General features: G+C 32.9%; 23 protein-coding genes. 10 read left to right on the forward strand and 13 right to left on the reverse strand.

Annotated elements, in window-relative coordinates:
* Positions 1-58 precede the first annotated feature (58 nt).
* Positions 59-1885 carry a 30S ribosomal protein S1 gene (rpsA, locus tag B4A23_RS09400; RefSeq protein WP_280062090.1) on the reverse strand — a complete coding sequence of 609 codons (1827 nt, stop codon included), beginning with the start codon at positions 1883-1885 and terminating at the stop codon, positions 59-61.
* 241 nt (positions 1886-2126) lie between these two features.
* On the opposite strand from rpsA, the gene B4A23_RS09405 reads away from it, so the two are divergent.
* A complete protein-coding gene (locus B4A23_RS09405; protein WP_291119289.1) occupies positions 2127-3758 on the forward strand; it encodes an ABC1 kinase family protein in 1632 nt (543 codons plus the stop codon).
* A gap of 74 nt (positions 3759-3832) precedes the next feature.
* On the opposite strand, the gene B4A23_RS09410 is transcribed toward B4A23_RS09405, so the two are convergent.
* Both B4A23_RS09410 and smpB read right to left on the reverse strand, forming a co-directional pair.
* Positions 3833-5332: an OmpA family protein gene (locus tag B4A23_RS09410; protein ID WP_291119292.1), complete on the reverse strand. Its 1500-nt coding sequence runs from the start codon at positions 5330-5332 to the stop codon at positions 3833-3835.
* 66 nt (positions 5333-5398) lie between these two features.
* Positions 5399-5851, reverse strand: a complete 453-nt coding sequence (smpB, locus tag B4A23_RS09415; RefSeq protein ID WP_038332657.1) for an SsrA-binding protein SmpB — start codon at positions 5849-5851, stop codon at positions 5399-5401.
* A 66-nt stretch (positions 5852-5917) separates the two neighbouring features.
* On the opposite strand from smpB, the gene B4A23_RS09420 reads away from it, so the two are divergent.
* The 4 genes from B4A23_RS09420 to B4A23_RS09435 all read left to right on the forward strand — a co-directional run bounded on the left by B4A23_RS09420 (position 5918) and on the right by B4A23_RS09435 (position 11460).
* On the forward strand, positions 5918-7540 hold the full coding sequence (locus B4A23_RS09420; RefSeq protein ID WP_038332655.1) for an ABC-F family ATP-binding cassette domain-containing protein: 1623 nt from the start codon (positions 5918-5920) through the stop codon (positions 7538-7540).
* A gap of 95 nt (positions 7541-7635) precedes the next feature.
* Positions 7636-8394: a sensor histidine kinase gene (locus B4A23_RS09425; RefSeq protein WP_286484981.1), complete on the forward strand. Its 759-nt coding sequence runs from the start codon at positions 7636-7638 to the stop codon at positions 8392-8394.
* Positions 8395-8425: 31 nt separating this feature from the next.
* Positions 8426-9085 (forward strand): LytR/AlgR family response regulator transcription factor, encoded by a 660-nt coding sequence (locus B4A23_RS09430; RefSeq protein WP_291119297.1) that lies wholly within the window; start codon positions 8426-8428, stop codon positions 9083-9085.
* A gap of 98 nt (positions 9086-9183) precedes the next feature.
* A complete protein-coding gene (locus B4A23_RS09435) occupies positions 9184-11460 on the forward strand; it encodes a cation:proton antiporter (RefSeq protein WP_286484983.1) in 2277 nt (758 codons plus the stop codon).
* Positions 11461-11541: 81 nt separating this feature from the next.
* Here B4A23_RS09435 and gyrB read toward each other — a convergent pair whose 3' ends face one another.
* From gyrB to B4A23_RS09450, 3 genes are all read right to left on the reverse strand, one after another.
* A complete protein-coding gene (gene gyrB, locus B4A23_RS09440) occupies positions 11542-13485 on the reverse strand; it encodes a DNA topoisomerase (ATP-hydrolyzing) subunit B (RefSeq protein ID WP_280051289.1) in 1944 nt (647 codons plus the stop codon).
* Positions 13486-13672: 187 nt separating this feature from the next.
* Positions 13673-14299, reverse strand: a complete 627-nt coding sequence (gene rsmG, locus B4A23_RS09445) for a 16S rRNA (guanine(527)-N(7))-methyltransferase RsmG (protein WP_125349806.1) — start codon at positions 14297-14299, stop codon at positions 13673-13675.
* A 6-nt stretch (positions 14300-14305) separates the two neighbouring features.
* Positions 14306-14752 carry a GAF domain-containing protein gene (locus B4A23_RS09450; protein ID WP_038332644.1) on the reverse strand — a complete coding sequence of 149 codons (447 nt, stop codon included), beginning with the start codon at positions 14750-14752 and terminating at the stop codon, positions 14306-14308.
* A gap of 95 nt (positions 14753-14847) precedes the next feature.
* On the opposite strand from B4A23_RS09450, the gene xrtF reads away from it, so the two are divergent.
* Both xrtF and B4A23_RS09460 read left to right on the forward strand, forming a co-directional pair.
* Positions 14848-15390, forward strand: coding sequence for an exosortase family protein XrtF (gene xrtF, locus B4A23_RS09455; RefSeq protein ID WP_291119302.1), 543 nt, complete (start codon positions 14848-14850; stop codon positions 15388-15390).
* Positions 15380-15826 (forward strand): exosortase F system-associated membrane protein, encoded by a 447-nt coding sequence (locus B4A23_RS09460; RefSeq protein ID WP_291119305.1) that lies wholly within the window; start codon positions 15380-15382, stop codon positions 15824-15826. Before xrtF ends, B4A23_RS09460 begins: the two co-directional genes overlap by 11 nt.
* A gap of 36 nt (positions 15827-15862) precedes the next feature.
* Here the strand turns inward: B4A23_RS09460 and B4A23_RS09465 are convergent, their stop codons facing one another.
* The 3 genes from B4A23_RS09465 to B4A23_RS09475 are packed head-to-tail and all read right to left on the reverse strand — an operon-like array spanning position 15863 to position 17235.
* Positions 15863-16180, reverse strand: coding sequence for a hypothetical protein (locus B4A23_RS09465; protein WP_291119308.1), 318 nt, complete (start codon positions 16178-16180; stop codon positions 15863-15865).
* 12 nt (positions 16181-16192) lie between these two features.
* Positions 16193-16942 carry a 23S rRNA (guanosine(2251)-2'-O)-methyltransferase RlmB gene (rlmB, locus tag B4A23_RS09470; RefSeq protein ID WP_038332636.1) on the reverse strand — a complete coding sequence of 250 codons (750 nt, stop codon included), beginning with the start codon at positions 16940-16942 and terminating at the stop codon, positions 16193-16195.
* Between the two features lie 29 nt (positions 16943-16971).
* Positions 16972-17235, reverse strand: a complete 264-nt coding sequence (locus B4A23_RS09475) for a hypothetical protein (protein ID WP_038332632.1) — start codon at positions 17233-17235, stop codon at positions 16972-16974.
* Positions 17236-17278: 43 nt separating this feature from the next.
* Here B4A23_RS09475 and B4A23_RS09480 point away from each other — a divergent pair, with 43 nt between their 5' ends.
* From B4A23_RS09480 to B4A23_RS09490, 3 genes are all read left to right on the forward strand, one after another.
* Entirely contained in the window at positions 17279-18073 is a 795-nt protein-coding gene (locus tag B4A23_RS09480) for a thymidylate synthase (RefSeq protein WP_291119312.1), read from the forward strand.
* Positions 18074-18161: 88 nt separating this feature from the next.
* The gene (locus B4A23_RS09485; protein WP_291119315.1) at positions 18162-20696 is read left to right on the forward strand and encodes a M1 family metallopeptidase; all 2535 of its coding nucleotides are present in this window, start codon (positions 18162-18164) and stop codon (positions 20694-20696) included.
* 67 nt (positions 20697-20763) lie between these two features.
* Positions 20764-21258, forward strand: coding sequence for a dihydrofolate reductase (locus B4A23_RS09490; protein WP_291119318.1), 495 nt, complete (start codon positions 20764-20766; stop codon positions 21256-21258).
* Here B4A23_RS09490 and B4A23_RS16555 read toward each other — a convergent pair.
* The 4 genes from B4A23_RS16555 to B4A23_RS09505 all read right to left on the reverse strand — a co-directional run bounded on the left by B4A23_RS16555 (position 21245) and on the right by B4A23_RS09505 (position 24057).
* A complete protein-coding gene (locus tag B4A23_RS16555; RefSeq protein WP_414647073.1) occupies positions 21245-21667 on the reverse strand; it encodes a DUF2752 domain-containing protein in 423 nt (140 codons plus the stop codon). The two genes, B4A23_RS09490 and B4A23_RS16555, sit on opposite strands and share 14 nt — an antisense overlap.
* Entirely contained in the window at positions 21657-21968 is a 312-nt protein-coding gene (locus tag B4A23_RS09495; protein ID WP_291119321.1) for a CD225/dispanin family protein, read from the reverse strand. Before B4A23_RS09495 ends, B4A23_RS16555 begins: the two co-directional genes overlap by 11 nt.
* Before the next feature lie 103 nt (positions 21969-22071).
* On the reverse strand, positions 22072-23406 hold the full coding sequence (locus B4A23_RS09500) for an MFS transporter (protein ID WP_291119324.1): 1335 nt from the start codon (positions 23404-23406) through the stop codon (positions 22072-22074).
* 18 nt (positions 23407-23424) lie between these two features.
* Positions 23425-24057, reverse strand: a complete 633-nt coding sequence (locus B4A23_RS09505) for a bifunctional nuclease family protein (protein WP_038332620.1) — start codon at positions 24055-24057, stop codon at positions 23425-23427.
* Between the last annotated feature and the right edge of the window lie 73 nt (positions 24058-24130).

Raw genomic sequence — 24130 nt, forward strand, 5'->3', positions numbered from 1 at the left:
AAAGGCTACTCAAAAATGAGTAGCCTTTCTATTATTTTAAAAAATTTCGGTTAGAGAATTAGTTTCCTCCTTCTTCCATTTTCTTTTTCAATTCTGCTAATGAATCGATATCTCCTAAAGTAGAAGTTTCGATTGTGTTAGATGAATTGTTGTTATTGTTGTTAGATGATCTCTCAGCTTTAACTTCTTCCTCACGGAAAGTTGCTGTGTGAGAAACTACTACACGACGGAATTCTTTGTTGAACTCGATAACTTTGAAAGATGTTTCTTCACCTTTTTTGATACGAGATCCGTCTTCTTTCTCTAATGTACGAGCTGGAGCAAAAGCTTCAACGTCAGCATCTTCGAATTGTACTGTAGCACCTTTATCAAAAACGTCAACTGCAACACCTGTGTGAGTAGTACCTACAGCATATTTAGCTTCGTACTGATCCCATGGGTTTTCAGTTAATTGTTTGTGACCTAAAGATAAACGACGAGCTTCTACGTCTAATTCTAACACTACTACGTCTAAAATATCATCAACTGCACAGAATTCTGATGGGTGTTTGATTTTCTTAGTCCAAGATAAGTCAGAGATGTAGATCAATCCGTCAACACCTTCTTCTAATTCTACGAATACACCGAAGTTAGTGAAGTTACGAACTTTACCTTTGTGAGTAGAACCTACTGGGTATTTAGTTGTAATATCTGTCCAAGGATCTGGAGTTAATTGTTTGATACCTAAAGACATTTTTCTTTCTTCTCTATCTAAAGTTAAAACTACTGCTTCAACCTCATCACCTACTTTTACGAAATCTTGAGCAGAACGTAAGTGAGTAGACCATGACATTTCAGAAACGTGGATTAAACCTTCTACACCTGGAGCAACCTCAACGAATGCACCGTAGTCAGCTAAAACAACTACTTTTCCTTTAACTTTATCACCAACTTTGATATCAGCATCTAAAGCATCCCATGGGTGAGCTTCTAATTGTTTAATACCTAATTGGATACGAGATTTATCTTCGTCGAAATCTAAGATTACAACGTTGATTTTTTGTCCATCTTCTAAGATTTCAGATGGGTGGTTGATACGAGACCAAGATAAGTCAGTGATGTGGATTAAACCGTCAACACCTCCTAAGTCTACGAATACACCGTAAGATGTGATGTTTTTAACTTCACCTTCTAATACTTGTCCTTTCTCTAATTGAGCAACAATTTCTTTTTTCTGAACTTCGATATCAGCCTCGATTAACGCTTTGTGAGAAACTACTACGTTTTTGAATTCTGGGTTGATTTTAACAACTTTGAACTCCATAGTTTTTCCTACGAATTGTTCGTAATCACGAATTGGTTTAACATCGATTTGAGAACCTGGTAAGAAAGCTTCAATTCCGAATACGTCAACGATCATACCACCTTTAGTACGAGCTTTGATGTAACCGTTAACGATTTCTTGAGAATCGTGTGCTTTGTTAACAGCATCCCATGCATTTAATGTACGAGCTTTTTTGTGAGATAAAATTAATTGTCCATTTTTATCTTCACGTTGATCAACCATTACTTCAACGATATCCCCAACTTTCAAGTCTGAGTTGTAACGGAATTCGTTTAATGAAATAACACCTTCTGATTTGAAGTTGATGTCAACGATAGCTTCTTTATCTGTAATACGTACAACTTGTCCTTTGAATACTTCATTCTCATGTAAGTCTTCTAAAGTTGTATCGTACATTTGCTCTAATTCAGCTTTTTCTTTACGATCTTCTTCGTTTAATCCTGATTCGAAAGATTCCCAATCAAATGATTCTGGCGCTACGTTTGCATTTGCAGACGCATCTAATACTGGAGTGTTTAATACAACTTCTTGTACTTCCTCTTGTTTTGTTTCTTTAGACATAATTCTAAAAATTTGTATCTCAATCTATTTTATTTCGGAATCTTCAAATGCAAATAAATGACCGAGAGATGTTTAACTTAATAATTAATCGCTTGATTCCTAAACCATTTTAGCGAGTGCAAAGATAAACAATTATATTTTAATATTTGGAATAATTTTAGATTCAACTCAAAGAAATTTAAGATTTTATAAACGAATTACACTCTTGTTTATTCGTAACTTGTAATCGAATCTCAACTTTATGGATAGTCTAAAGAAAATAAAACGATTTTCTAAAATCGTAAAAGTCGTTTCTAAATATGGTTTCGAAGAAATTCTTTCTCGCGGAAATGATTTGTTTCATTCTGACCAAAACAACGAATTTTTCAGCCAATCATTCAATCAACGTTTCCGAATGGCTTTGGAAGAACTTGGTCCTACTTATATAAAATTTGGACAATTATTGAGTAATCGAAAAGATTTGGTTCCTGAATCTTTGGTAGAAGAATTAAAAAAATTACAAGACAATGTTCCTCCAGAAGAAATTGACATCAAACAAAAAATTAGAGACGAATTTGGAATTGAGCCTGACGAGCATTTTCTTTTTATAGAAGAACAACCTTTTGCAGCAGCAAGTATTTCGCAAGTTTATCGCGCAACTTTATTGAATGGAGAAAAAGTTGTTTTCAAAGTAAAACGATCTAATATTCAGAAAATAATTGAGTCCGATTTAGCCCTGATTCGGGATATTGTTCATTTTTTGGAAAAAAAATATGAGAAACTTCAAAAATTATTCATTTCTGAAATTGAAAAATCATTTGAAAATTCAATTCTGAAAGAACTTTCATTAACCAATGAATTTCAGAACATCGAACGTTTCAGAAAAAACTTTGAGAAGAGTAAAGATGTTTATGTTCCGAAAACATATGAAGATTATTCCAACAATAATTTTCTTTGTATGGAATTTATCGAAGGTTTTAAAGTAAACGATGTTGAGCAATTAGAAGCTTTGGGACTTGATCCAAAAAAAATCGTACAGAAAGGTTTTGATATTTATTTGAAACAATTACTTGATGATGGATTTTTCCATGCTGATCCACATCCCGGAAATATTTTTATTTTAAAAGATGGACGTTTAGCTTTTATAGATTTTGGTTCGATGGGAATTCTAGCCATCAACGAAAAAGAAGCTTTAGAAAATGTTGTAATTGATTTTGGATTAAAAAATCCGAAACGAATTGTTCGTTCACTCAAAAAAATGGCGATTAAACATTATATCGAAAACGAAAAACAATTAGAACGTGATATTGCAGATATTTTTGATTATTTAGAATACAATACAGTTGATACGATAGAAGTACAAATTATCATCAAGAAATTCAACAATATTCTACAGCGAAATCATGTTTTATTACCCGAATATGTTTATATTTTACTACGCGGAATTGCGCTTATAGAAGGGATTGGACAACAATTACACGCTGATCTTAATGTGCAACGTTCAATGCGTCCATATGCCGTAAAATTAGCTCGACAAAAATTTCATCCAAAATATTTGAGTAAAAAAGCAATTGATAATTTCAAAGATATTCAGGATTTAATCAACGATTTGCCAGAAGACACCTTGAAATTAATTGAAAAAGTAAACAATGATAAATTGGCTTTAAACTTCAAGATTGATCAAATAGATAATATTCAGAAATTAATAAAAGACAGTATTAATAAACTAGTTTTAGCAATACTTACTTTAGCTTTTGGAATTGGAGCAAGTATGCTTGCTAACACTACTGTTCGTCCAATGATTTTGGACATGCCGTTACTTTCTTGGATTGGCTATCTATTATCAATTTTTACAGCTGGTTGTATCATTATATTGGTTTTTAGAAAAAAATAATTAATCCTTATTTCATAAAAATAAAATAGCCACCTCAATGAGGTGGCTATTTCTATTGTAAGCTATTCAAAGAATTATTTTTTCTTTTTTGTAGCTGGTTTTACAACTTTAGTTTCAGTAACTACCGCTGTTCTAGGTAATACTTCAACACGTCTGTTTCTTTGGTAACACTCTTCTGTGTTTTCAGTACATAACAATTGAGTTTTTCCTAAACCACGAGCAGTTAAACGAGCTTTATCAACTCCACCTCTTTCAGCTAAAATATTAACTAATGCTTGAGCACGTTTTAAAGATAATGTTTTGTTGTAAGCATCTTTACCTCTTTGATCAGCATGTCCGTCAATGTAGAAGTTTTTCGCTTTTAAATCATCAGAATTTAAAATTTGAGCTGCTACACGTACATCTTCGTAAGAAGAAGGAACAATTTTATCAGAGTTGTATTCGAATAAAATATTAGATAAACGTTTTGCTACGTGAACTTCTGTCCAAGGACATCCATTATTTTCTTTTGGTCCTTTTACTGTTGGACAAGCATCATCTTTATCTGGAATACCATCTCCGTCAGTATCTGGACAACCTTGGAATTCAGCTAAACCATATTCGTTTGGACAAGCATCATCTTTATCTAAGATTCCATCACCATCTGTATCTGGCCAAGGACATCCATTATTTTCTACTGGACCTGCTACTGTAGGACAAGCATCATCTTTATCTGGAACACCATCACCATCTGTATCTGGACAACCTTGGAATTCAGCTAAACCTGGTTCGTTTGGACAAGCATCATCTTTATCAAAGATTCCGTCTCCGTCAGTATCTGGACATCCGTTTGTAGCAGGATCTCCTGTAGCAATACCTGGAGTATCTGGACATGCATCTTCGTCATCAGGAATACCATCGTTATCTCTATCTTGTTTTCCGAAACGGAAAGTAACACCTACTGTGTGTTGGAAGAAATCGAAATAGTTGTTTCCTCCGTAAGCTGGTAACCAGTTGTAATCAGAAGCAATGTTTAAACCGAAGTTTTTAGTAACCCAAAAGTTAATACCACCTCCTAAAGAAGCAACAAAATGATTTTTCTCTAAATCTTCTACTTCTGTCAATTGGTAAGTACCCCCATTCTCGTTACCATAGTAAGCTGTTAATGGGAATTGTAATCCTGTGTAATCGTATCTGTGGTAACCAGCACCTACACGGATATATGGATCAAACCAAGAATCTTCTTTTAAGATGTAACCATTAGCTAACTTATAACGTAAACCTAAACCAGCATTGATGAATAATTCATCTTTAACACGTAATCTGTTGTTATCAACTTCACCTACAGAAGCAGTTAAATCAACATCAAAAGATCTGTTTAAGTTACGGATAATAGATAATTTAGATAAAGGAGGAACGATATCCCAATTATCTGTTTTGAAAAACTGGTTGAATGGTCCAGTGATCGAGTTGTGATCAACTGCGTGAGCACCAACTGTAATTGCCCAAGGATTCTTAGAATTCTGAGCATCTACAAAAGAATTACCCGCTAGGAATAATACTACTGCAGATAATAATAGATTAAACTTTTTCATTATCAAATATTTAGCGTTTTAAATATATTAAATTTTACTTAATTTTCATACAATTATAAGACAAATTTAAGAATTCTTTATCATTCTATCCAAATCTCTTTTCAAATCTTTTCCTTTTATTGTGTTTCTTTTGTCAAAAAGTTTCTTCCCTTTTGCCAAATATATCTTCAATTTTGCCAACCCTTTATTGTTTATAAACAGCGTGGTTGCTACAATCGTCAATCCTGTCTCTTTCGTTTTGCGTTCTAATTTTCGCAACTCAGATTTTTGTAATAAAAGTTTTCTGTCTCGTCTTGTTTTATGATTAAAGTATGTTCCCCAATCATATTCGTCAATAAACATATTGACAATATAGAGTTCTCCATCCTTCATTTGACAAAAACTTTCAGTAATCGAAGCTTTTCCCATTCGGATAGATTTTATTTCAGTCCCAAATAATTGGATGCCGGCTTCGTAAGAATCTAATAATTCATACTCAAACCTTGCACGTTTATTCTTAATCGTAACTTCTTTCTGCACTTTATTTTATTCCAATTAAAATTTGTAACTTTGCCGGAAGGTCAAACAAACATCATACCAAAAATTATGTTAAATGTTTCTAATTTATCGCTTCAATTCGGCAAGCGTGTACTTTTCGACGAAGTTAATATAAAATTTACAAATGGCAACTGTTACGGGATAATTGGTGCCAATGGAGCAGGAAAATCTACTTTCTTAAAAATATTATCAGGTGAAATCGATCCAACTTCAGGACAAGTTAGTCTTGAAAAAGGAAAACGTATGTCTGTTTTAGAACAGAATCACTTCAAATATGACGAATATACAGTATTGGATACTGTTTTACGTGGAAATAAAGTATTATACGATATTAAAGAACGTATGGATGCTTTATATGCTAAACCTGATTTTTCTGAAGAAGATGGCATCAAAGCAGGAGAATTAGGTGTCGTTTATGAAGAAATGAACGGATGGAATGCAGAATCTGATGCTGCTACATTATTATCTAATGTAGGAATCGATTCGGATATGCATTATACATTAATGGGAGATTTAGATAATAAAGCGAAAGTTCGTATTTTGATTGCACAAGCTTTATTTGGAAATCCTGACGTATTAATCTTAGATGAGCCTACCAACGAATTGGACGTTAATACAATTCAATGGTTAGAGGATTTCTTAGGTAATTTCGAGAATACTGTAATCGTTGTATCGCACGACCGTCACTTCTTAGACGCGGTTTGTACTCATATTTGTGATTTAGATTTCTCTAAATTAAACCTATATTCTGGTAACTACACATTCTGGTACGAATCTTCTCAGTTAGCTGCAAAACAACGTGCTCAACAGAATAAAAAAGCAGAGGAAAAGAAAAAGGAATTACAAGATTTCATTGCTCGTTTCTCTTCTAACGTTGCTAAAGCAAAACAAACGACTTCTCGTAAAAAAATGATCGAGAAATTAAATATCGAAGATATCAAACCTTCTTCTCGTCGATATCCAGCACTTATCTGGGAACAATCTCGTGAGGCTGGTGATCAAATCTTAGAAGTAAACAATTTATCTGCTTCTGTAGATGGAGAAGTTTTATTTAAAGATGCGAACATCAACTTGAAAAAAGGTGATAAAATTGGTATTTTCTCTCGCAACTCGAAAGCGGTTTCTCAATTTTTTGAGATTCTTTCAGGAAAAGCTCAACCAGATTCTGGAGATTTCACTTGGGGAATTACAACAACACAAGCATATTTACCTTTAGATAATACAGATTTCTTCAAAGAAGATATCAACTTGGTTGATTGGTTACGTCAATATACAGAATCAGACGATGAACGTCACGAAGAATTTATGCGTGGTTTCTTAGGAAAAATGTTATTCTCAGGAGACGAAGCGCTTAAAAAATCTTCTGTTTTATCAGGAGGTGAAAAAATGCGTTGTATGTTCTCTCGTATGATGTTATTACGCGCTAACGTATTATTGTTAGATGAACCAACAGGTCACTTAGACTTAGAATCGATTACAGCATTAAATAACTCTTTGGTTAATTTCAAAGGAACAATTTTAATGGGTTCTCATGACCACGAATTGATTCAAACAACTTGTAACCGTATTATCGAGTTAACGCCAAACGGAATCATCGATCGTTATATGACGTATGATGAATTCTTAGATGATCCAAAAGTAAAAGAATTAAAAGCAAAATATTACGCTTAATCATTTCTTTCACAATATTTCTAAAAATCCAGAAGGTTCTACTTTCTGGATTTTTTATTCACAAAATATTCTATCTTTGAATTAGAATTTAACACATGATTCAACTTCCTACAATATTACTTTATCTCATTATTGCATTGATTATTTTTCTAATCATTATGATTACTTATTTAATCCATTCATTAAAATCTGAGAAAAAAATAAGTCATGAACAAACGCAACGTTTAGACAATTTATCAACAAAAGTTGATGAGTTAAAATTAGAATCTTACGAAGCGAAACTTAATCCTCATTTATTCAAAAACATACTTAATTCTATTCAGTCAAATGCTTATCAAACCTATTATACGATTGATAAATTGGCAAATGTATTGGATTATATTCTGTACGAAAGCAAAGACAATTTTGTGACGATAAAAGATGAAATAGATTTCACTAAAAACTTTATTGAAATTAATAAAGTAAAAGTTTCGCCTTTATTTGATTTTCAAGTTAAAACAAAAATTGATGAAACTTCACCTTATTATCAAGAAAAAATTATTTTACCTTTATTAAGTATTGATTTTATTGAAAATGCTTTCAAACATACCGATTTTCAACAAGCCAATTCATTCATAAAAATTTTGCTTGAACTGAATAATAAATCATTTCAAATTCAGGTAATGAATAAAATCTCTCCAAAAAATAGTTTGAAAAAAGAAACTGGTGGACATGGAAGTCAATCATTAGAACATCGCTTGAAAATGGTTTACGGCGACGATTTTTCACTTTCTAAAACTATTGAACAAGATATTTTTGTAGCCAACTTAAAAATAAATCTACATGAGTTTTACACTAAAATGCATACTAATTGACGACGAAATTCTTGGGTTAAAATACCTAAAAATGTTGTGTGAACAAATGGAGGACATCGAAGTTGTGAAAGCTTATGTTGATCCTGAATTATTCATTAACGAAATCGAAAATCTTGATTTTGACTTTTGTATTTTAGACATCGAAATGCCTAAAATAAATGGTTTACAAATCGCTAATTTATTAAAAGAAAAACCGTTTATTTTTTCTACTGCTTATAAGGAATATGCTGTTGATGCTTTTGATTTAGATGCGACAGATTATATTCAAAAACCAATCAAAAAAGAGCGTTTACAACAAGCTGTTGACAAAGTAAAAAAACGTTTGCAAAATAGTTTTTCGACACCAAGTAATTTTGTGCAATTAAATTCGGATAAAGGAAAAATTTTGTTGCAGTTTAATCAGATTTTATACATTACAACTTCTACCGTTGACAGCCGTGATAAAGTGGTTTATTATCAAGATTTATCATTCTTGATTTTGAAAAATATCACACTCGATGCATTATCAGAAATGTTACCCGAAAAAGATTTTGTTCGTATCAATAAACGAGAAATAATCAGCTTACATCATATCAAATATTTCCACTCAGACAACGTCACTTTAGATGTTTTATCAAAAGAGAATAAAGAAATCAATTTGGTATTAAGCGAAGTTTACAAAGCTAATTTTATTGCTCAAATTTCAATTTGATTACAAAAAAAATCCATTTCATTACATTTTACTCAAGTTTAAAAAATATTGATATTTTTCTGTAAATTAATTTCTGACTTTTGTTGAAAATTAACGCCATGAAAAAATCGACAAGAAATTCAATTTTTTATATCGTAACCATTTTACTTTGTTCAATCATGATGTATTTTATTGTGATAAGAGCAGAAGAAATGGAAGCTGGGAAACATGTTGTTCACGCTGCAAACGGAAGCAATTACTTCAATGACTTTATCAACAGTATAACACATAATATTGGACACCCGCTTGCTATTTTATTGGCACAAATTGTGACCATTATATTTACCGCAAGAGTTTTTGGATGGATTTTTAATAAAATTGGACAACCAACTGTAATTGGAGAAATTATTGCGGGTATTTTCCTTGGCCCTTCTTTTATTGGCATGCATTTCCCAGAATTTTTCGGAGGTCTTTTCCCAAAAGAATCGTTAGGAAACTTAGAATTTATCAGTCAGATAGGTTTGATCCTATTCATGTATGTTATCGGGATGGAATTAGACCTGAAAGTGCTAAAGAAAAATGCACAAGACGCCATAGTTATTAGCCATGCAAGTATCATTATTCCATTTACACTTGGTTTAGCTTTGGCTGGATTAATTTATATGGAATTCGCACCAGAAGGAATTAACTTTTTATCATTTGCCCTTTTTATCGGAATTTCGATGAGTATTACAGCCTTTCCCGTTTTGGCTCGTATTGTACAAGAACGCGGAATTAGCAAAACCCGTTTAGGATCTATTGTAATTACTTGCGCTGCTGCCGACGATATCACGGCTTGGTGTTTATTAGCTGCTGTTATCGCCATCGTAAAAGCTGGATCATTCGTCAGTTCATTATATGTTATTTTACTAGCAATTGTTTACGTTATCGCAATGGTTCGTTTCGTTCGCCCTTTTCTAAAACGCATTGCAGACGTACATTCGAGTAAAACAACGCTTACAAAACCTATCATAGGAATCTTTTTCTTGGTCTTAATTATTTCTTCATACTTAAGCGAAATCATTGGAATTCATGCATTATTTGGAGCTTTTTTAGCTGGAACAATTATGCCTGAAAATGTAAAATTCAGAAATTTATTCATCGAAAAAATAGAAGATGTTTCATTAGTTTTATTACTTCCGCTGTTCTTTGTTTTTACAGGTTTAAGAACACAAATTGGATTATTAGATAGTCCACATTTATGGCAAACAGCGGGATTGATTATTTTGGTTGCTGTAACAGGAAAATTTGTCGGAAGTGCGGTCGCCGCTAAATTTGTAGGACAAAATTGGAAAGATAGTTTGACCATTGGAGCCTTGATGAATACACGAGGTTTGATGGAATTAGTTGTGCTAAACATTGGATATGATTTAGGGGTTTTAACACCAGAAGTTTTCGCTATGATGGTGATAATGGCTTTGGTCACAACTTTTATGACAGGTCCAGCTTTGGATTTAATCAATTGGATTTTCCGCAAACAAAAAACAGAAAATGAACTTTCTGAAATTAGTCAAAGTCAGAAATATAAAATATTAATTGATTTTCAAACACCCGAAAAAGGTGCTGAATTATTACGAATAGCTAATAGCTTTATCAAAAAACAAGACGAAAATTCACTTGTTTCTGCAATTCATGTGATGAAAAGTAGCGAAGTGCAACATTTCAATCTTGAGGATAGAGAAGCAGAAATTTTCGAACCGATTATTGAGGTTTCCGAAGAGTTACACCAAGATGTAACAACCATGTTCAAAGTCTCTACAGATATGGTTTTTGAGACAATCGATGTTGCGCAAAAAGGTGATTACGATTTGATGTTGATGGGTGTAAGAAATTCTATTTATTCGGGTTCGTTGTTAGGAAATATTTTAGGATTTACGACAAAAATCATCGATCCAGATATTTTAATAGGTCAAGTTACTGGAAAAGAAAACATGTTTGATCATTCAATTTTCAACGAAAGAACGAAACAATTATTGAACAAATCAACCGTTCCTGTTGGAATTGTTTTGGACAAAAATTTCACAAAAGCTGAGAAAGTTTTTCTTCCTCTTTTCGGAAATAAAGATGCTGATTTACTGAAATATGCACAACGTTTAATCTCGAATAGCGAATCTCAAATTATTATTGTAGACGTGAGCGGTTACACAAAACGTCATTCAGAAGTAAAAGAAATTATTCGTAGTATCGAAAATATTGCTCCAAATCATATTAGTCTTTCGTACAAACAACAACTAGATAAAGAGTTTTTGGATGAAATGGATTTGATGATGATTAGTATGGAAAGTTGGAAAAACTTAATCGAAACGAAAAGCATTTGGATTTCCAATGTCCCGACAACTTTGATTATTTCTGAGTAACATTTTTTATAAGATTCATAAAATAAAACAAAAAATCCAGCTTTTCGGCTGGATTTTTCGTTTTATATCATTCAAAATCGATTAAACATCAATTTTTGCATAGTGTGCATTTTTCTCGATAAACTCACGACGAGGCGGTACATCATCACCCATCAACATAGAGAACACGCGATCTGCTTCTGTCGCATTGTCAATCGTCACTTTACGCAACGTTCTGTGTTCTGGATTAAGTGTTGTATCCCATAATTGCTCCGCGTTCATTTCCCCAAGACCTTTGTATCGTTGAATTGTAACTCCTTTACCAGAACCATCTGTAGAGAATTCTGCAGTTAAACGTTCACGATCTTTTTCGTCCCAAGCATATTCTGCTTTCGCTCCTTTTTTGATCAAATATAAAGGTGGCGTTGCAATATAAATATGTCCTTGCTCAATCAATTCTTTCATGTAACGGAAGAAGAATGTCAAAATTAATGTCGCAATGTGAGAACCGTCGACATCGGCATCGGTCATAATTACAACCTTGTGATAACGTAATTTTGCAATATTAAGTGCTTTAGAATCTTCTTCAGTTCCGATTGTTACACCTAAAGCTGTATAAATATTTTTAATCTCTTCGTTGTCCAAAACTTTGTGCGCCATCGCTTTCTCTACATTCAAAATCTTACCACGCAATGGTAAAATTGCTTGAAAATGACGATCACGACCTTGTTTTGCCGTTCCTCCGGCAGAATCTCCCTCGACTAAGAATAACTCAGATTCTTCCGGTTTGCGAGAAGAACAATCCGCTAATTTCCCTGGCAATCCGCTTCCTCCCATTGGGTTTTTGCGTTGTACCATTTCACGAGCTTTCTTTGCTGCCTGACGAGCTTTTGCTGCTAAAATTACTTTATCAACAATTTGTTTTGCTTCTGTTGGATTCTCTTCTAAGAAATTCGTTAACATTTCTGCCACAATTTTATCAACCGCAGGAGAAACCTCAGAGTTTCCTAATTTTGTTTTTGTTTGACCTTCGAATTGAGGCTCCATTACTTTTACCGAAATAACTGCTGTTAATCCTTCGCGGAAGTCATCTCCAACAATTTCAACTTTTTCTTTTGCAAGATTAAAGTTTTCTTCAGCATATTTTTTCAATGTACGTGTCAATGCACGACGGAAACCAGATAAATGTGTTCCACCTTCGTGTGTATTGATGTTATTTACATACGAATGTACATTTTCGTTGTACGATGTGTTGTATCTCATTGCAACCTCAACTGGAATTCCATCACGTTCACCTTCCATGAAGATTACTTTGTCCATGATAGATTCGCGGCTACCGTCGATAAACTCAACAAATTCTTTCAAACCTTCTTCAGAATGAAAAGTTTCTGTTACAGGATTTCCTTCAGCATCTTTTTCGCGTTCATCAACCAATACAATATTGATTCCTTTGTTCAAGAATGCTAACTCGCGCAAACGATTTGCTAAAGTAGAATAGTTATATGTTTGTACTTCTTGAAAAATTGTATCATCTGGCGTAAAAGTAACTGTTGTACCACTTTTATCAGTCGTTCCAACTTCTTTTACATCATACAAAGGTTTCCCTTTCGAATATTCCTGAATATATTGTTTTCCGTTCTTGAAAACTTCTGCCGATAAATGGTTAGAAAGTGCATTAACACACGAAACTCCAACACCGTGCAAACCTCCAGAAACTTTGTACGTATCTTTATCAAACTTACCTCCTGCACCAATTTTCGTCATTACAACTTCTAATGCAGATTTTCCTTCTTTTTTATGTAAGTCGACAGGAATACCACGTCCGTTATCTTCTACACGAATCGAGTTTCCTTCTAAAATTGTTACCTTGATTGTATCACAGTATCCTGCTAAAGCTTCATCAATAGAGTTATCAACAACCTCGTAAACTAAGTGGTGTAATCCTCTAACTCCGACGTCACCAATGTACATCGATGGACGAAGACGTACGTGCTCCATTCCTTCTAACGCTTGGATATTATCCGCCGTATATGTGTTATTACTCATAATATGTCTCTAACTTTTTAAAACAAACAAATATAGTGAATTTTGACGAGAAAACCTCTTAAAAAGAACTTAAAGTATTGGATAAAATAACGTTTTAAACATCATTTTTTGGATTAATTCAATAATTGTTAAAATAAAAAACCGAAATCAAATTGATTTCGGTTTTGAAGTATATAATTTCTATAAATTAAATATCTTTCTTTTCTAGGTAAACGACTTTTTTCGTTTCGAAAAAATCTTCGTCAAAAAAGTTTTGAATATCAAATAAAACTGCATTTGGAAAACCTGCTAATTCTTCTGTCAAATCGCCTCCTTTTAGGTATAACAAACCATTTGGAAAAGGATTAATCGCTTCTTTTTTGAATTTCCCGCGAATCCATTCCGCAAATCTTGGCATTGCTGTTACCGCACGAGAAACAACAAAATCATATTTATCTGTCAACTCTTCGGCACGCTTCTGTTCAGCTTTTACATTCGTCAAACCTAAACCATCAGCCACACCTTTTACAACCTTGATTTTTTTCCCGATAGAATCTACCAAATGAAACTGAACATTCGGAAACAAAATTGCCAACGGAATTCCTGGTAAACCTCCGCCAGTTCCTACATCCAGAACAGAAGAACCATCTGCAAACTCCATTACTTTTGCAATCGCTAACGAATGTAAAATATGATTCGTATAAATTTCGTCGATATCTTTTCGAGAAACAACATTGATTTGATCGTTCCATTCTTTGTACAAATCACCAACTTTCGAAAATTGCTCAATTTGTTTTTCCGTTAAGTCAGGAAAATATTTTAAAATTAAATCAATCATTGCTTAAATAATTTCTGAAACTCGCTGACAAACGTAATCTAACAACTTTGTATCGTCTTCTGTAAACGGATTAATTTTGTGAGAATCGATATCAATTTGACCAATATTTTCTCCATTTTTGAAAATTGGAACAACAATTTCAGCTTTCGTTTCGATTGAACAAGCCAAATAATTATCTTGTGCATAAACGTCTGGCACAACAAAAGTTTCGTTAGATTCTGCCACTTGTCCACAAATTCCTTTACCATAAGGAATTATTGTATGATCGGTTGCCGCTCCAACATAAGGACCAAGTTTTAACTCGTTTTTATCTCCATTCTTGAAATAAAATCCCACCCAATTGTAGTATTCAACTTCATCACTCAACAATTGACAAATCTTTTGTAGTCTGTCTTCCGTAGAAATTGCGCTATCAATTATGACATCAACGCGTTTATGTAAATCTTGCATTTTGTTACTTCTAAAAAAGCAAATTTATTGATTAATCATAACTTAATCAAAAGTTGACGTTTTTCATTTATATTTGTTCAAGATTTTTTAACCTAATGAAAGAATTTAAACCATTATTGTTATTCCTTGCACGTTTTTTAGGAACTTACATTATTTTAAGTTTAGCTTATAAATTATATTTGGATCAATATTTACCGCACAATAACCCTGATCCGTTTACAAAATTAACATCAGATATAACAGCTTTTGGCTTGAATAAATGTGGTTTTTTTACTTTTTCTAATATTGCAGAAAATCAACCTTGGATGCGTTTGGTTGTAGATGGACAAGTTGCATCTATTGTAAATGAAGGTTGTAATGCAATTTCTATTCTGATCATTTTCATTTCGTTTATCGTTGCTTTTTACACAAATTTCAAGCAAACTTTTTTGTTTATTTTGTCTGGTTTAGCGATTCTTTTTGTGATGAATATTTCGAGAATTATGTTGCTAAATTATATTTTTAGATACCACGCAGAATATGGGAAAATGGCACATGATTACTTGTTTCCGGCAATTATTTATGGTTCAATCGTGATTCTTTGGATTGTTTGGATCAAATTTTTTGTAACAAAATACAATAAGCAAAATGCCAAATAAATATTTACGTTACGCAATTGCTATTTTACTTGTTTTTGGATTGATATTAGTTCGAAAATTTGAAGATGTTTTATTTTATGATCCTTTTCTACAATATTTTCATAGAATTGGACATTCAAAATTTCCTGAAATTGATTTAGCGAAATTAAACGCAAGTTTGATGGTTCGTTATCTTATCAACACATTATTAACTGTATTGATTGTTTGGTTTATTTTTTGGAAAAAAAGTTACGTTAAATTCTCTATCATTATAATGATTATCGGATTAATTATTCTTTTACCAATCTATAATTATTTGATTTCGACACAATTTTCATCAGGCGAAATGGTTTTCTTTTATGTGAGAAGATTTCTCATTCAGCCCATGTTTTTATTGATTTTAGTTCCTTGTTTTTATTACCAAGAAATGCAACATAAAAAAACGGTCGAAAATTAATTTTCGACCGTTTTTTTATTTTATCTAATTTATCTTTTACAATAAACCTGATTCATCTTTTTCTTTTTGTGTATCCAATTTTGCTTGCTCTTTCGCAGCAGCTTCTTGTGCTTTTTGTTCTGCAACTTTACGTTTTTCTTCGTTTGCTATTTCTGCATTTGCTTTATTCACCGCTTTGTATTTATAAAGCCAGCCTAAAAATCCTCCCAAAATAAATCCGATACCAGCACCTCCGGTAATTCCTACCAAAAATTCTTTATCCGAAAATAATCTCGAAATATCCAAATTCGTAAAATAATACATTGCAATACTAATCGCAATCAACAAAAATCCAATAAAAGTAGAATAGGTCATCGTTATATGTTTTTAAAATAAATCTTGTAACATTCTTTGGCGAACAGCTTCGTACAAAATCGCTCCAGCCGCAACCGAAACATTCAATGAAGCAGTTTGTCCAGCCATAGGCAATTTAATAATTTTATCTGAAATTTTAATAATAGAATCCGAAACTCCATCTTCCTCACTTCCCATCACAATAGCTGCAGGAACAGAGAAATCCGCATCGTAAATAAATTCTGCTGATTTTTCAGAAGCACTAAAAATTGAGATTCCTGCCGATTGTAAATATTTAATAACATTCACTAAATTTCCTTCTTTACAAACCGGAATATTATACAATGCTCCTGTCGAAGTTTTGATCGCATCTGCATTTACAGAAGCCGAACCTTTTGCTGGAATAATAATCGCGTCAACACCAACACATTCTGCTGTACGAGCGATTGCTCCAAAATTACGAACATCAGAAACACGATCTAAAATCAAAATAAAAGGCGTTTTTCCTTGTTCCCAAATTTGAGGTAATACATTTTCGATTGAATCAAATTCGATTGGAGAAACGAATGCGTAGACACCTTGGTGATTTTTTCCAGTAAAACGATTTAGTTTTTCTAAAGGCACATAACTTACAGGAATTTCATATTCAGTGATTAATTTTCTCAATTCTGAAAAAATTTCTCCTTGTAAACCTTTTTGAATAAAAATTTTGTCGATTGTTTTCCCTGCTTCAATCGCTTCTATTACTGGTCTTAAACCAAAAATTCCTGCTTCGTTTTTCATAAATGCAAAGATAAAAAAATTATACGTAACTATTTACCAATCCTTCTTCTCAATTGTTGTAAATAATTTGGAAAGCTCATATACAACATGCAACCAATGACAATTAGCGAAATCATTGAGATTAAATTTAGTTTGAGATGAATGATTTTTGACACAAAAACAACCACCAAAACAACATTAAATAAGGTTTGAAAATAAAAATGTTGCGCAATTTTTCGTCCAAAATCTGATTTGCTATATGAAGCAAAAAACATAAAAAGCACTAAAATTGTAAGAATTAAACTAATTTTCATTCTAAAAAAATTCACTAAATTTGAAAGGTTAAATATACTCAAAATGCAACAATATCACGATTTATGTAAAAAGGTTTTGGCAGAAGGCGCTTTTAAAGAAGACAGAACAGGAACGGGAACGAAAAGTATTTTTGGTTACCAAATGCGTTTCGATTTGTCGGAAGGCTTCCCTTTGGTGACGACTAAAAAATTACATTTAAAATCGATTATCTACGAATTGTTGTGGTTTTTGAAAGGTGATACCAACATCAAATATTTAACAGATAACGGCGTTAGAATTTGGAACGAATGGGCCGATGAAAATGGTGATTTAGGTCCTGTTTATGGGCATCAATGGCGTTCATGGGGAAAACCAAATGGAGAAGTTGTTGACCAAATTAAAGTTGCGATTGATCAAATAAAAAATAATCCCGATTCGCGTAGAATAATAGTTTCTGCTTGGAATGTTGGTGAATTAGATCAAATGGCTTTAGCGCCTTGTCACGCATTTTTTCAGTTTTATGTGAATGATGGAAAATTATCGTTGCAATTGTACCAACGTAGTGCAGATATTTTCTTAGGTGTTCCATTCAATATTGCGTCGTACGCATTATTACAGATGATGGTTGCGCAAGTTTGTGAGTTAGAAGTTGGCGATTTTGTTCATACGTTTGGAGATGCGCACATTTACAAAAATCATTTCGAACAAGTTGAATTACAATTAACGCGCGAACCTTTTCCATTACCAACAATGAAAATCAATCCGAATGTAAAAGACATTTTTGATTTTACATACGAAGATTTCGAATTAGAAAATTATCAAGCTCACCCGCATATAAAAGGAATTGTAGCGATTTAATCATAAAATATACTTAAAGTCTCCAAATTGGAGGCTTTTTTTGTAACTTTTCGAGAAAATTATCAACCAATAGAAATAAAATTTTACAATGAAAAAACGCATTCTTTGGCTTTCATCAGCCTTTATTATATCAAGTCTTACTTATGCGCAAGTAATGACGCCACCTCCGAGTTACAACGAAAATCAAACGAATAAATTAGATATTTATCGTGCGGAGGCAGAACGAATCAACAATCTTGTTCATACCAAATTAGATCTTAAATTTGATTATGCAAAAGAGCACGTTTTGGGTGAAGCTTGGATTACGTTGAAACCACATTTCTATGCAACAAACAAAGTTACGTTAGACGCAAAAGCAATGTTGATTAGCGAAGTTGCCTTGGTAAATGGTGCAACAAAAAAGAAATTAAATTATAAATACGATGATTTACAATTGGTCATCGATTTGGATAAAGAATACAAAAAAGATCAAGAATATACGCTTTATATCAAGTATACAGCGCGTCCTAACGAAGTAAAACAGGAAGGAAGTGCGGCGATAAACGATGCAAAAGGTGTTTATTTTATCAATTCAAAAGGTGATCGACCAAATTATCCAACTCAAATTTGGACACAAGGCGAAACAGAATCTTCTTCTTGTTGGTTCCCGACAATTGATAAAACAAATCAAAAAACATCGCAAGAAATCACTTTAACATATCCTGATAAATATGTTTCATTATCAAATGGAACGATGAAATCTTCGAAGAAAAATTCGGATGGAACAAAAACGGATTATTGGAAATTCGATAAAAAACATGCGCCATATTTATTCTTTTTCGGGATTGGAGATTACGCAGTCATCAATGATAAATGGAAAAACATCAATGTTGATTATTACGTAGAACCAGAATATAAAGATGTTGCGAAGCAAATTTTTGGTAACACGCCAGAAATGATTCAGTTCTTTTCTGATAAATTAAACTATCCTTATCCTTGGGACAAATATGCACAAATGACAGCTCGCGAATATGTTTCTGGAGCAATGGAAAACACAACAGCTTCTTTATTCCATGATGGTGTTCAGCAGAAAGCTGGTCAATTAGTTGATGAAAATACGGCTGAATATGTGATTGCCCACGAATTATTTCACCACTGGTTTGGAGATTTAGTAACGGCAGAAAGTTGGGGAAATTTAACGGTGAATGAATCTTTTGCTAATTATTCTGAATATTTATGGTTCGAATATAAATACGGAAAAGAAAAGGCGGACGAGCATCGTTACAACGAAATGTTTGGCTACAAACAAGGCGATGGACCAACGAAAAATTTGGTTCGAGTTCATTACAATTCTCGTGAAGACATGTTTGATGGCGTTTCTTACAATAAAGGTGGAATAATCTTACATATGTTGAGAAATTTCTTAGGAGATGATGCTTTCTTCAAAGGTTTGAACAAATATTTGAAAGATAACGAATACGGAAAAGCTGAATCTGCACAATTACGCTTGGCTTTGGAAGAAGTTTCTGGTCGTGATTTGAACTGGTTTTTCAATCAATGGTATTACGAAAATGGTCATCCAAAATTAACCATTGTTTCAGACTATTCTTCAGCTAATAAAAAAGTAAAAGTTGTTGTTCGTCAAGATGCTTCAAAATTATTTGAATTCCCTTTTGCAATTGATATTGTCGAAAACGGAAAAACAACACGTCAACAAGTTTGGGTTCCAAAACAAGCCGAAACTGTTTTCGAATTTGCTTCAAACCAAAAACCTGATGTCGTTATTCCAAATGCGGATCAAGTTTTATTAGCAGATATCGACGATAAAAAACCTGTTGAAGATTTTATTGCGCAATACAAAGCTGGAAAAGGAAATTACACAACGCGTTTATTAGCGATTGAAGCAATGGCAAATGCGCAAGCAACTAATCCAAAAGCGGCTGATGCGTTAATTAATGCGTTAGATGATTCATTTGATGGATTAAGAATTTATGCGATTCATAAATTAGATACAAAATCAAAAACGATTGTAGATAAAGCTTCATCAAAATTAAAACAATTGGCTTCTAACGATCCTAAAACATTGGTACAAGCAGCTGCTTTAAGTGCTTTGAATGATGCCAATATTTATGATGCAACAATTTTCGAGAAAGCTTCAAAAAGTCCGTCGTTTAGTGTTCAAGGAGCTTCATTAACAGGAATCTTAAAAAATAATCCTTCAAAAATTAATGATTTAACAACTAATCTTGATAATGAAGTAATTAAAGGTTCGCCAGATTTAGCAATGGCATTAGTTCCGACTTGGATTAAAAATAATCAATTGGATAAAGCTTCTTTAATTTCTGAATCTGCTGCGATGTATGAATTCGTAAAATTCCAAGATCCAGAAAAAGGAAAAATTGCCGAACAAGCTTTCAATTGGATTATGAACAATGACACACCAGATGCAACGGCAGAAATTGCTAAAACATATTCGCGCTATTATCCATACTTGAAAGAGCAAAATCCGCAGGCAAGCCAAGCTATAAAAATGATGGCTGAAAAAGCGTTGCAAGTGAAAACGAATGCTGCAAAAACAATTAAATCTGCATCTATTGCAAAACAAGTGGAGCAATTACAAGATGCAATAAATAAAATGAAATAATTCGTTAAAATTATTATATTTGTTAAGCTATCCTTGCAAGAGGATAGCTTTTTTTACCTTATAACTTATGATAAACATTGTAGTAGCAAAAGCAAGCAACAACGTAATTGGTGCAAAAAACGATTTGATTTGGCATTTACCAAATGATTTGAAGCATTTCAAAAGTATAACTTCTGGACATCCTATTATTATGGGACGAAAAACGTTCGAATCATTGGGTAGACCTTTACCAAATCGTACCAATATTGTTGTGACAAGAGATCAGAATTGGAATGCAGAAGGTATCGAAATTGCTTCTTCTTTACCAAAAGCAATAGAAGCTGCGAAAAAAATTGACGATGATATTTACATTATCGGTGGTGGAAATATTTATAAACAAGCGATGGAATTTACAGATGTTTTGTACATCACAGAAGTTCATCACGAATTTGATGGAGACACTTATTTTCCAGAAATTGACTCGGACGAATGGGAAGAAGTTGAGCGAGAAGATTTCAAAAAAGATGAAAAGCATCCATATGCTTACTCGTTTGTGACGTATAAAAAAATTACTGAGGAGTAATTAATGTAAAAGGATAAACATTTATATTTCGAATAATTCCATAAACAATTACTAGAAAAAATAATGTCCAAACAAACTTATTATTATAAAATAATTTGATTCTAATTTGTTTTTCGAATATAAAATTATACAACCAAATTAGTGTTATATAAATAATAAACGGAAACATAATTGTAAGTAAAGCATTAAATCTTAACGCTTCTAAAATCTCAAAATGTAATAAATGATGTATTGCTCGCTGAGAACCACATCCAGGACAATTTATACCAAAAATAAAGTTAGAAGGACAGCGTAGAAATACAGTTCCTTTATCTGAAGGATTATTGAAAAAAAAGTAATAAATAAATGCTCCACCTAAAAATAAGATGGAGCATAATTTTATTATAATTCTATTTTTTTTAGTAACCACTATTTCCTAAAGCCGCACTACCAACTCCCAATACAACAACAAATAAAATATAAAGTACTATTCCTATTGCACTAGCAGCAGCACCCCAAATCGCAAATTTCTTCGCATCTGCGGCAGCTTGTCTCGCTGCATCATATTGTCCTTGAGCCCATAATGTATTTACACTTGTTGCTTTAATAATAGATACAATCCCTAATGGTAAACAACATAAAACTGTAGATAATATCGCCCAAACTAAATTATTATCTGGAGGAGTTCCATTTTCAAATTGTTTCAATCCTTCATTTGGTTGGTCATTCATAAATGTAATTTTTAAATTTTAACGTTTTGTTTAGATTTTATAAAGATATACAAAAAAAGCAAGAACTAAAATTCTTGCTTTTATATTTTATTAATTTAACAACTTAATGCTTAACATCTTGTACTTCGTCTGGATTATGTTTGTATTTGAACACAATTGCGAACAATACCGTAACGACTAATGCGTAACCTGCAAAGATGAACCAAGAATGTCTCCATCCTTCTAATTGCAATGTCAAATCAGTTTGACTATACACTAAATGATTCACGATGTATTGCGCAATTAACATTCCGATAGTTGCTCCGAAACCATTTGTCATCATCATAAAAACTCCTTGTGCAGAAGAACGAATTTCTTCGTTTGTTTCTTTGTCTACATACAATGAACCTGATACGTTGAAGAAATCGAAAGCGATTCCATAAACAATCATTGATAAGATAAACATCCAAACGCCAGATCCTGGATCTCCTAATCCAAATAATCCGAAACGCAAGACCCAACCTACCATTGCCATCAACATCACGATTTTGATTCCAAATCGTTTTAACACAAAAGGAATTAATAAAATACACAATGTTTCTGAAACTTGAGACAACGAAATTAAGGCATTTGCATTACTTGCTCCCCACGTATTGGCATATTCTGGAATATCTTTAAACGTTGTGATAAATGGATTTGCATAACCATTTGTAATTTGTAACGAAACACCCAAAAGCATCGAAAAGATAAAGAAAATTGCCATTTTTCTATCTTTGAATAATGCAAAAGCTTTTAAACCAAATGCATCAGAAATAGATTGTTTTTCAGAACTTTTGTTAACTGGACAATTAGGTAATAAGAAACTGTATAAAAATAATACAACTCCTAAAACTCCTGACACAAAAAATTGAAAATAATTGGATTGAAAACTTACGAATGTTGGATCACTTGAAAAGTTAAATCCAAAAACACCATCTTTAAATCCAGAGAAATTAACAAATAACATAGCAACAATAAAACCTACTGTACCAAACGTTCTGATTGGTGGAAAGGATTTGATTGTGTCTAAATTATTTTGTTTTAAAATTGTGTAGGCTGTTGAGTTAGAAAGGGCGATTGTTGGCATAAAGAACGCCACACTAACCGAATAAAGTGCGAAGATTGTTGTGAAATCTACATCGTTTCCAGCTGTCATTCCGTAATAACCTGCTGCAAACATAAAAATCGCAGCTAATAAATGATTCAATCCCAACAAACGTTGTACAGGAATCCATCTATCCGCTACAATACCCATTATTGCGGGCATAAAAATCGACACAATACCTTGCATCGCGTAAAAAAGACCAATTTTTGGACCTAAGCCAACTGATCCTAAGTAATTTCCCATAGAGGTTAGGTATGCTCCCCATACCGCAAACTCAAGGAAACTCATGATTGTAAGTCTAAGCTTTACAGACATAATTATTTGAAATAGTTATTAGTTTCCCATGTTATCGATTTGATCACGAAGGCGAGCTGCCAATTCGTAATCTTCATTCTTCACAGCTTTTTCCATCTCAGTTTCAAGTTCAGATTTTGTCCAACCTTCATATTCGTTGATATCAGACAAATCATTTTCCAAACCAGCCAAGATATCCAAATCATCTTCGAAGTTATTTGCTGCGCGACGTATATTTTCTTCTTCTTCAATAACGTCCAAATGAATTCCAGCTTTTTCTACAACATTATCATAGGCATAGATAGGTGCATTGAAACGAACAGCCAACGCAATTGCATCAGAAGTTCTCGAATCAATTTCGGCACGTTGTCCATCGTCATTCACAAAAACAATATTCGAATAGAAAACGCCATCTTCTAATTTATAAATATAAATAGAATCAACATTCAATTGAAATTCTTTTCCTAATGAAATAAACAAATCGTGTGTTAATGGACGAGGTGGATTAATATCTTTCTCTAAAGCTAATGCGATTGATTGCGCTTCGAAGCTCCCAATAATAATAGGTAACTTTCTTCCTCCTACATTTTCCTCAAGAATCAACGCATATGCGCCAGTCTGAGTTTGACTGTAAGAAATTCCTTTAATATTTAATCTAATTAAATTGTCCATTTGGGTGTAAATCTATGAAAAACTGATGAATATTTAATCTTTTTTTAATGAATAAAAAAAATCCGAACCACCT

This window comes from Empedobacter sp. UBA7248 (assembly GCF_002472945.1).
Taxonomy (GTDB): domain Bacteria; phylum Bacteroidota; class Bacteroidia; order Flavobacteriales; family Weeksellaceae; genus Empedobacter; species Empedobacter falsenii_C.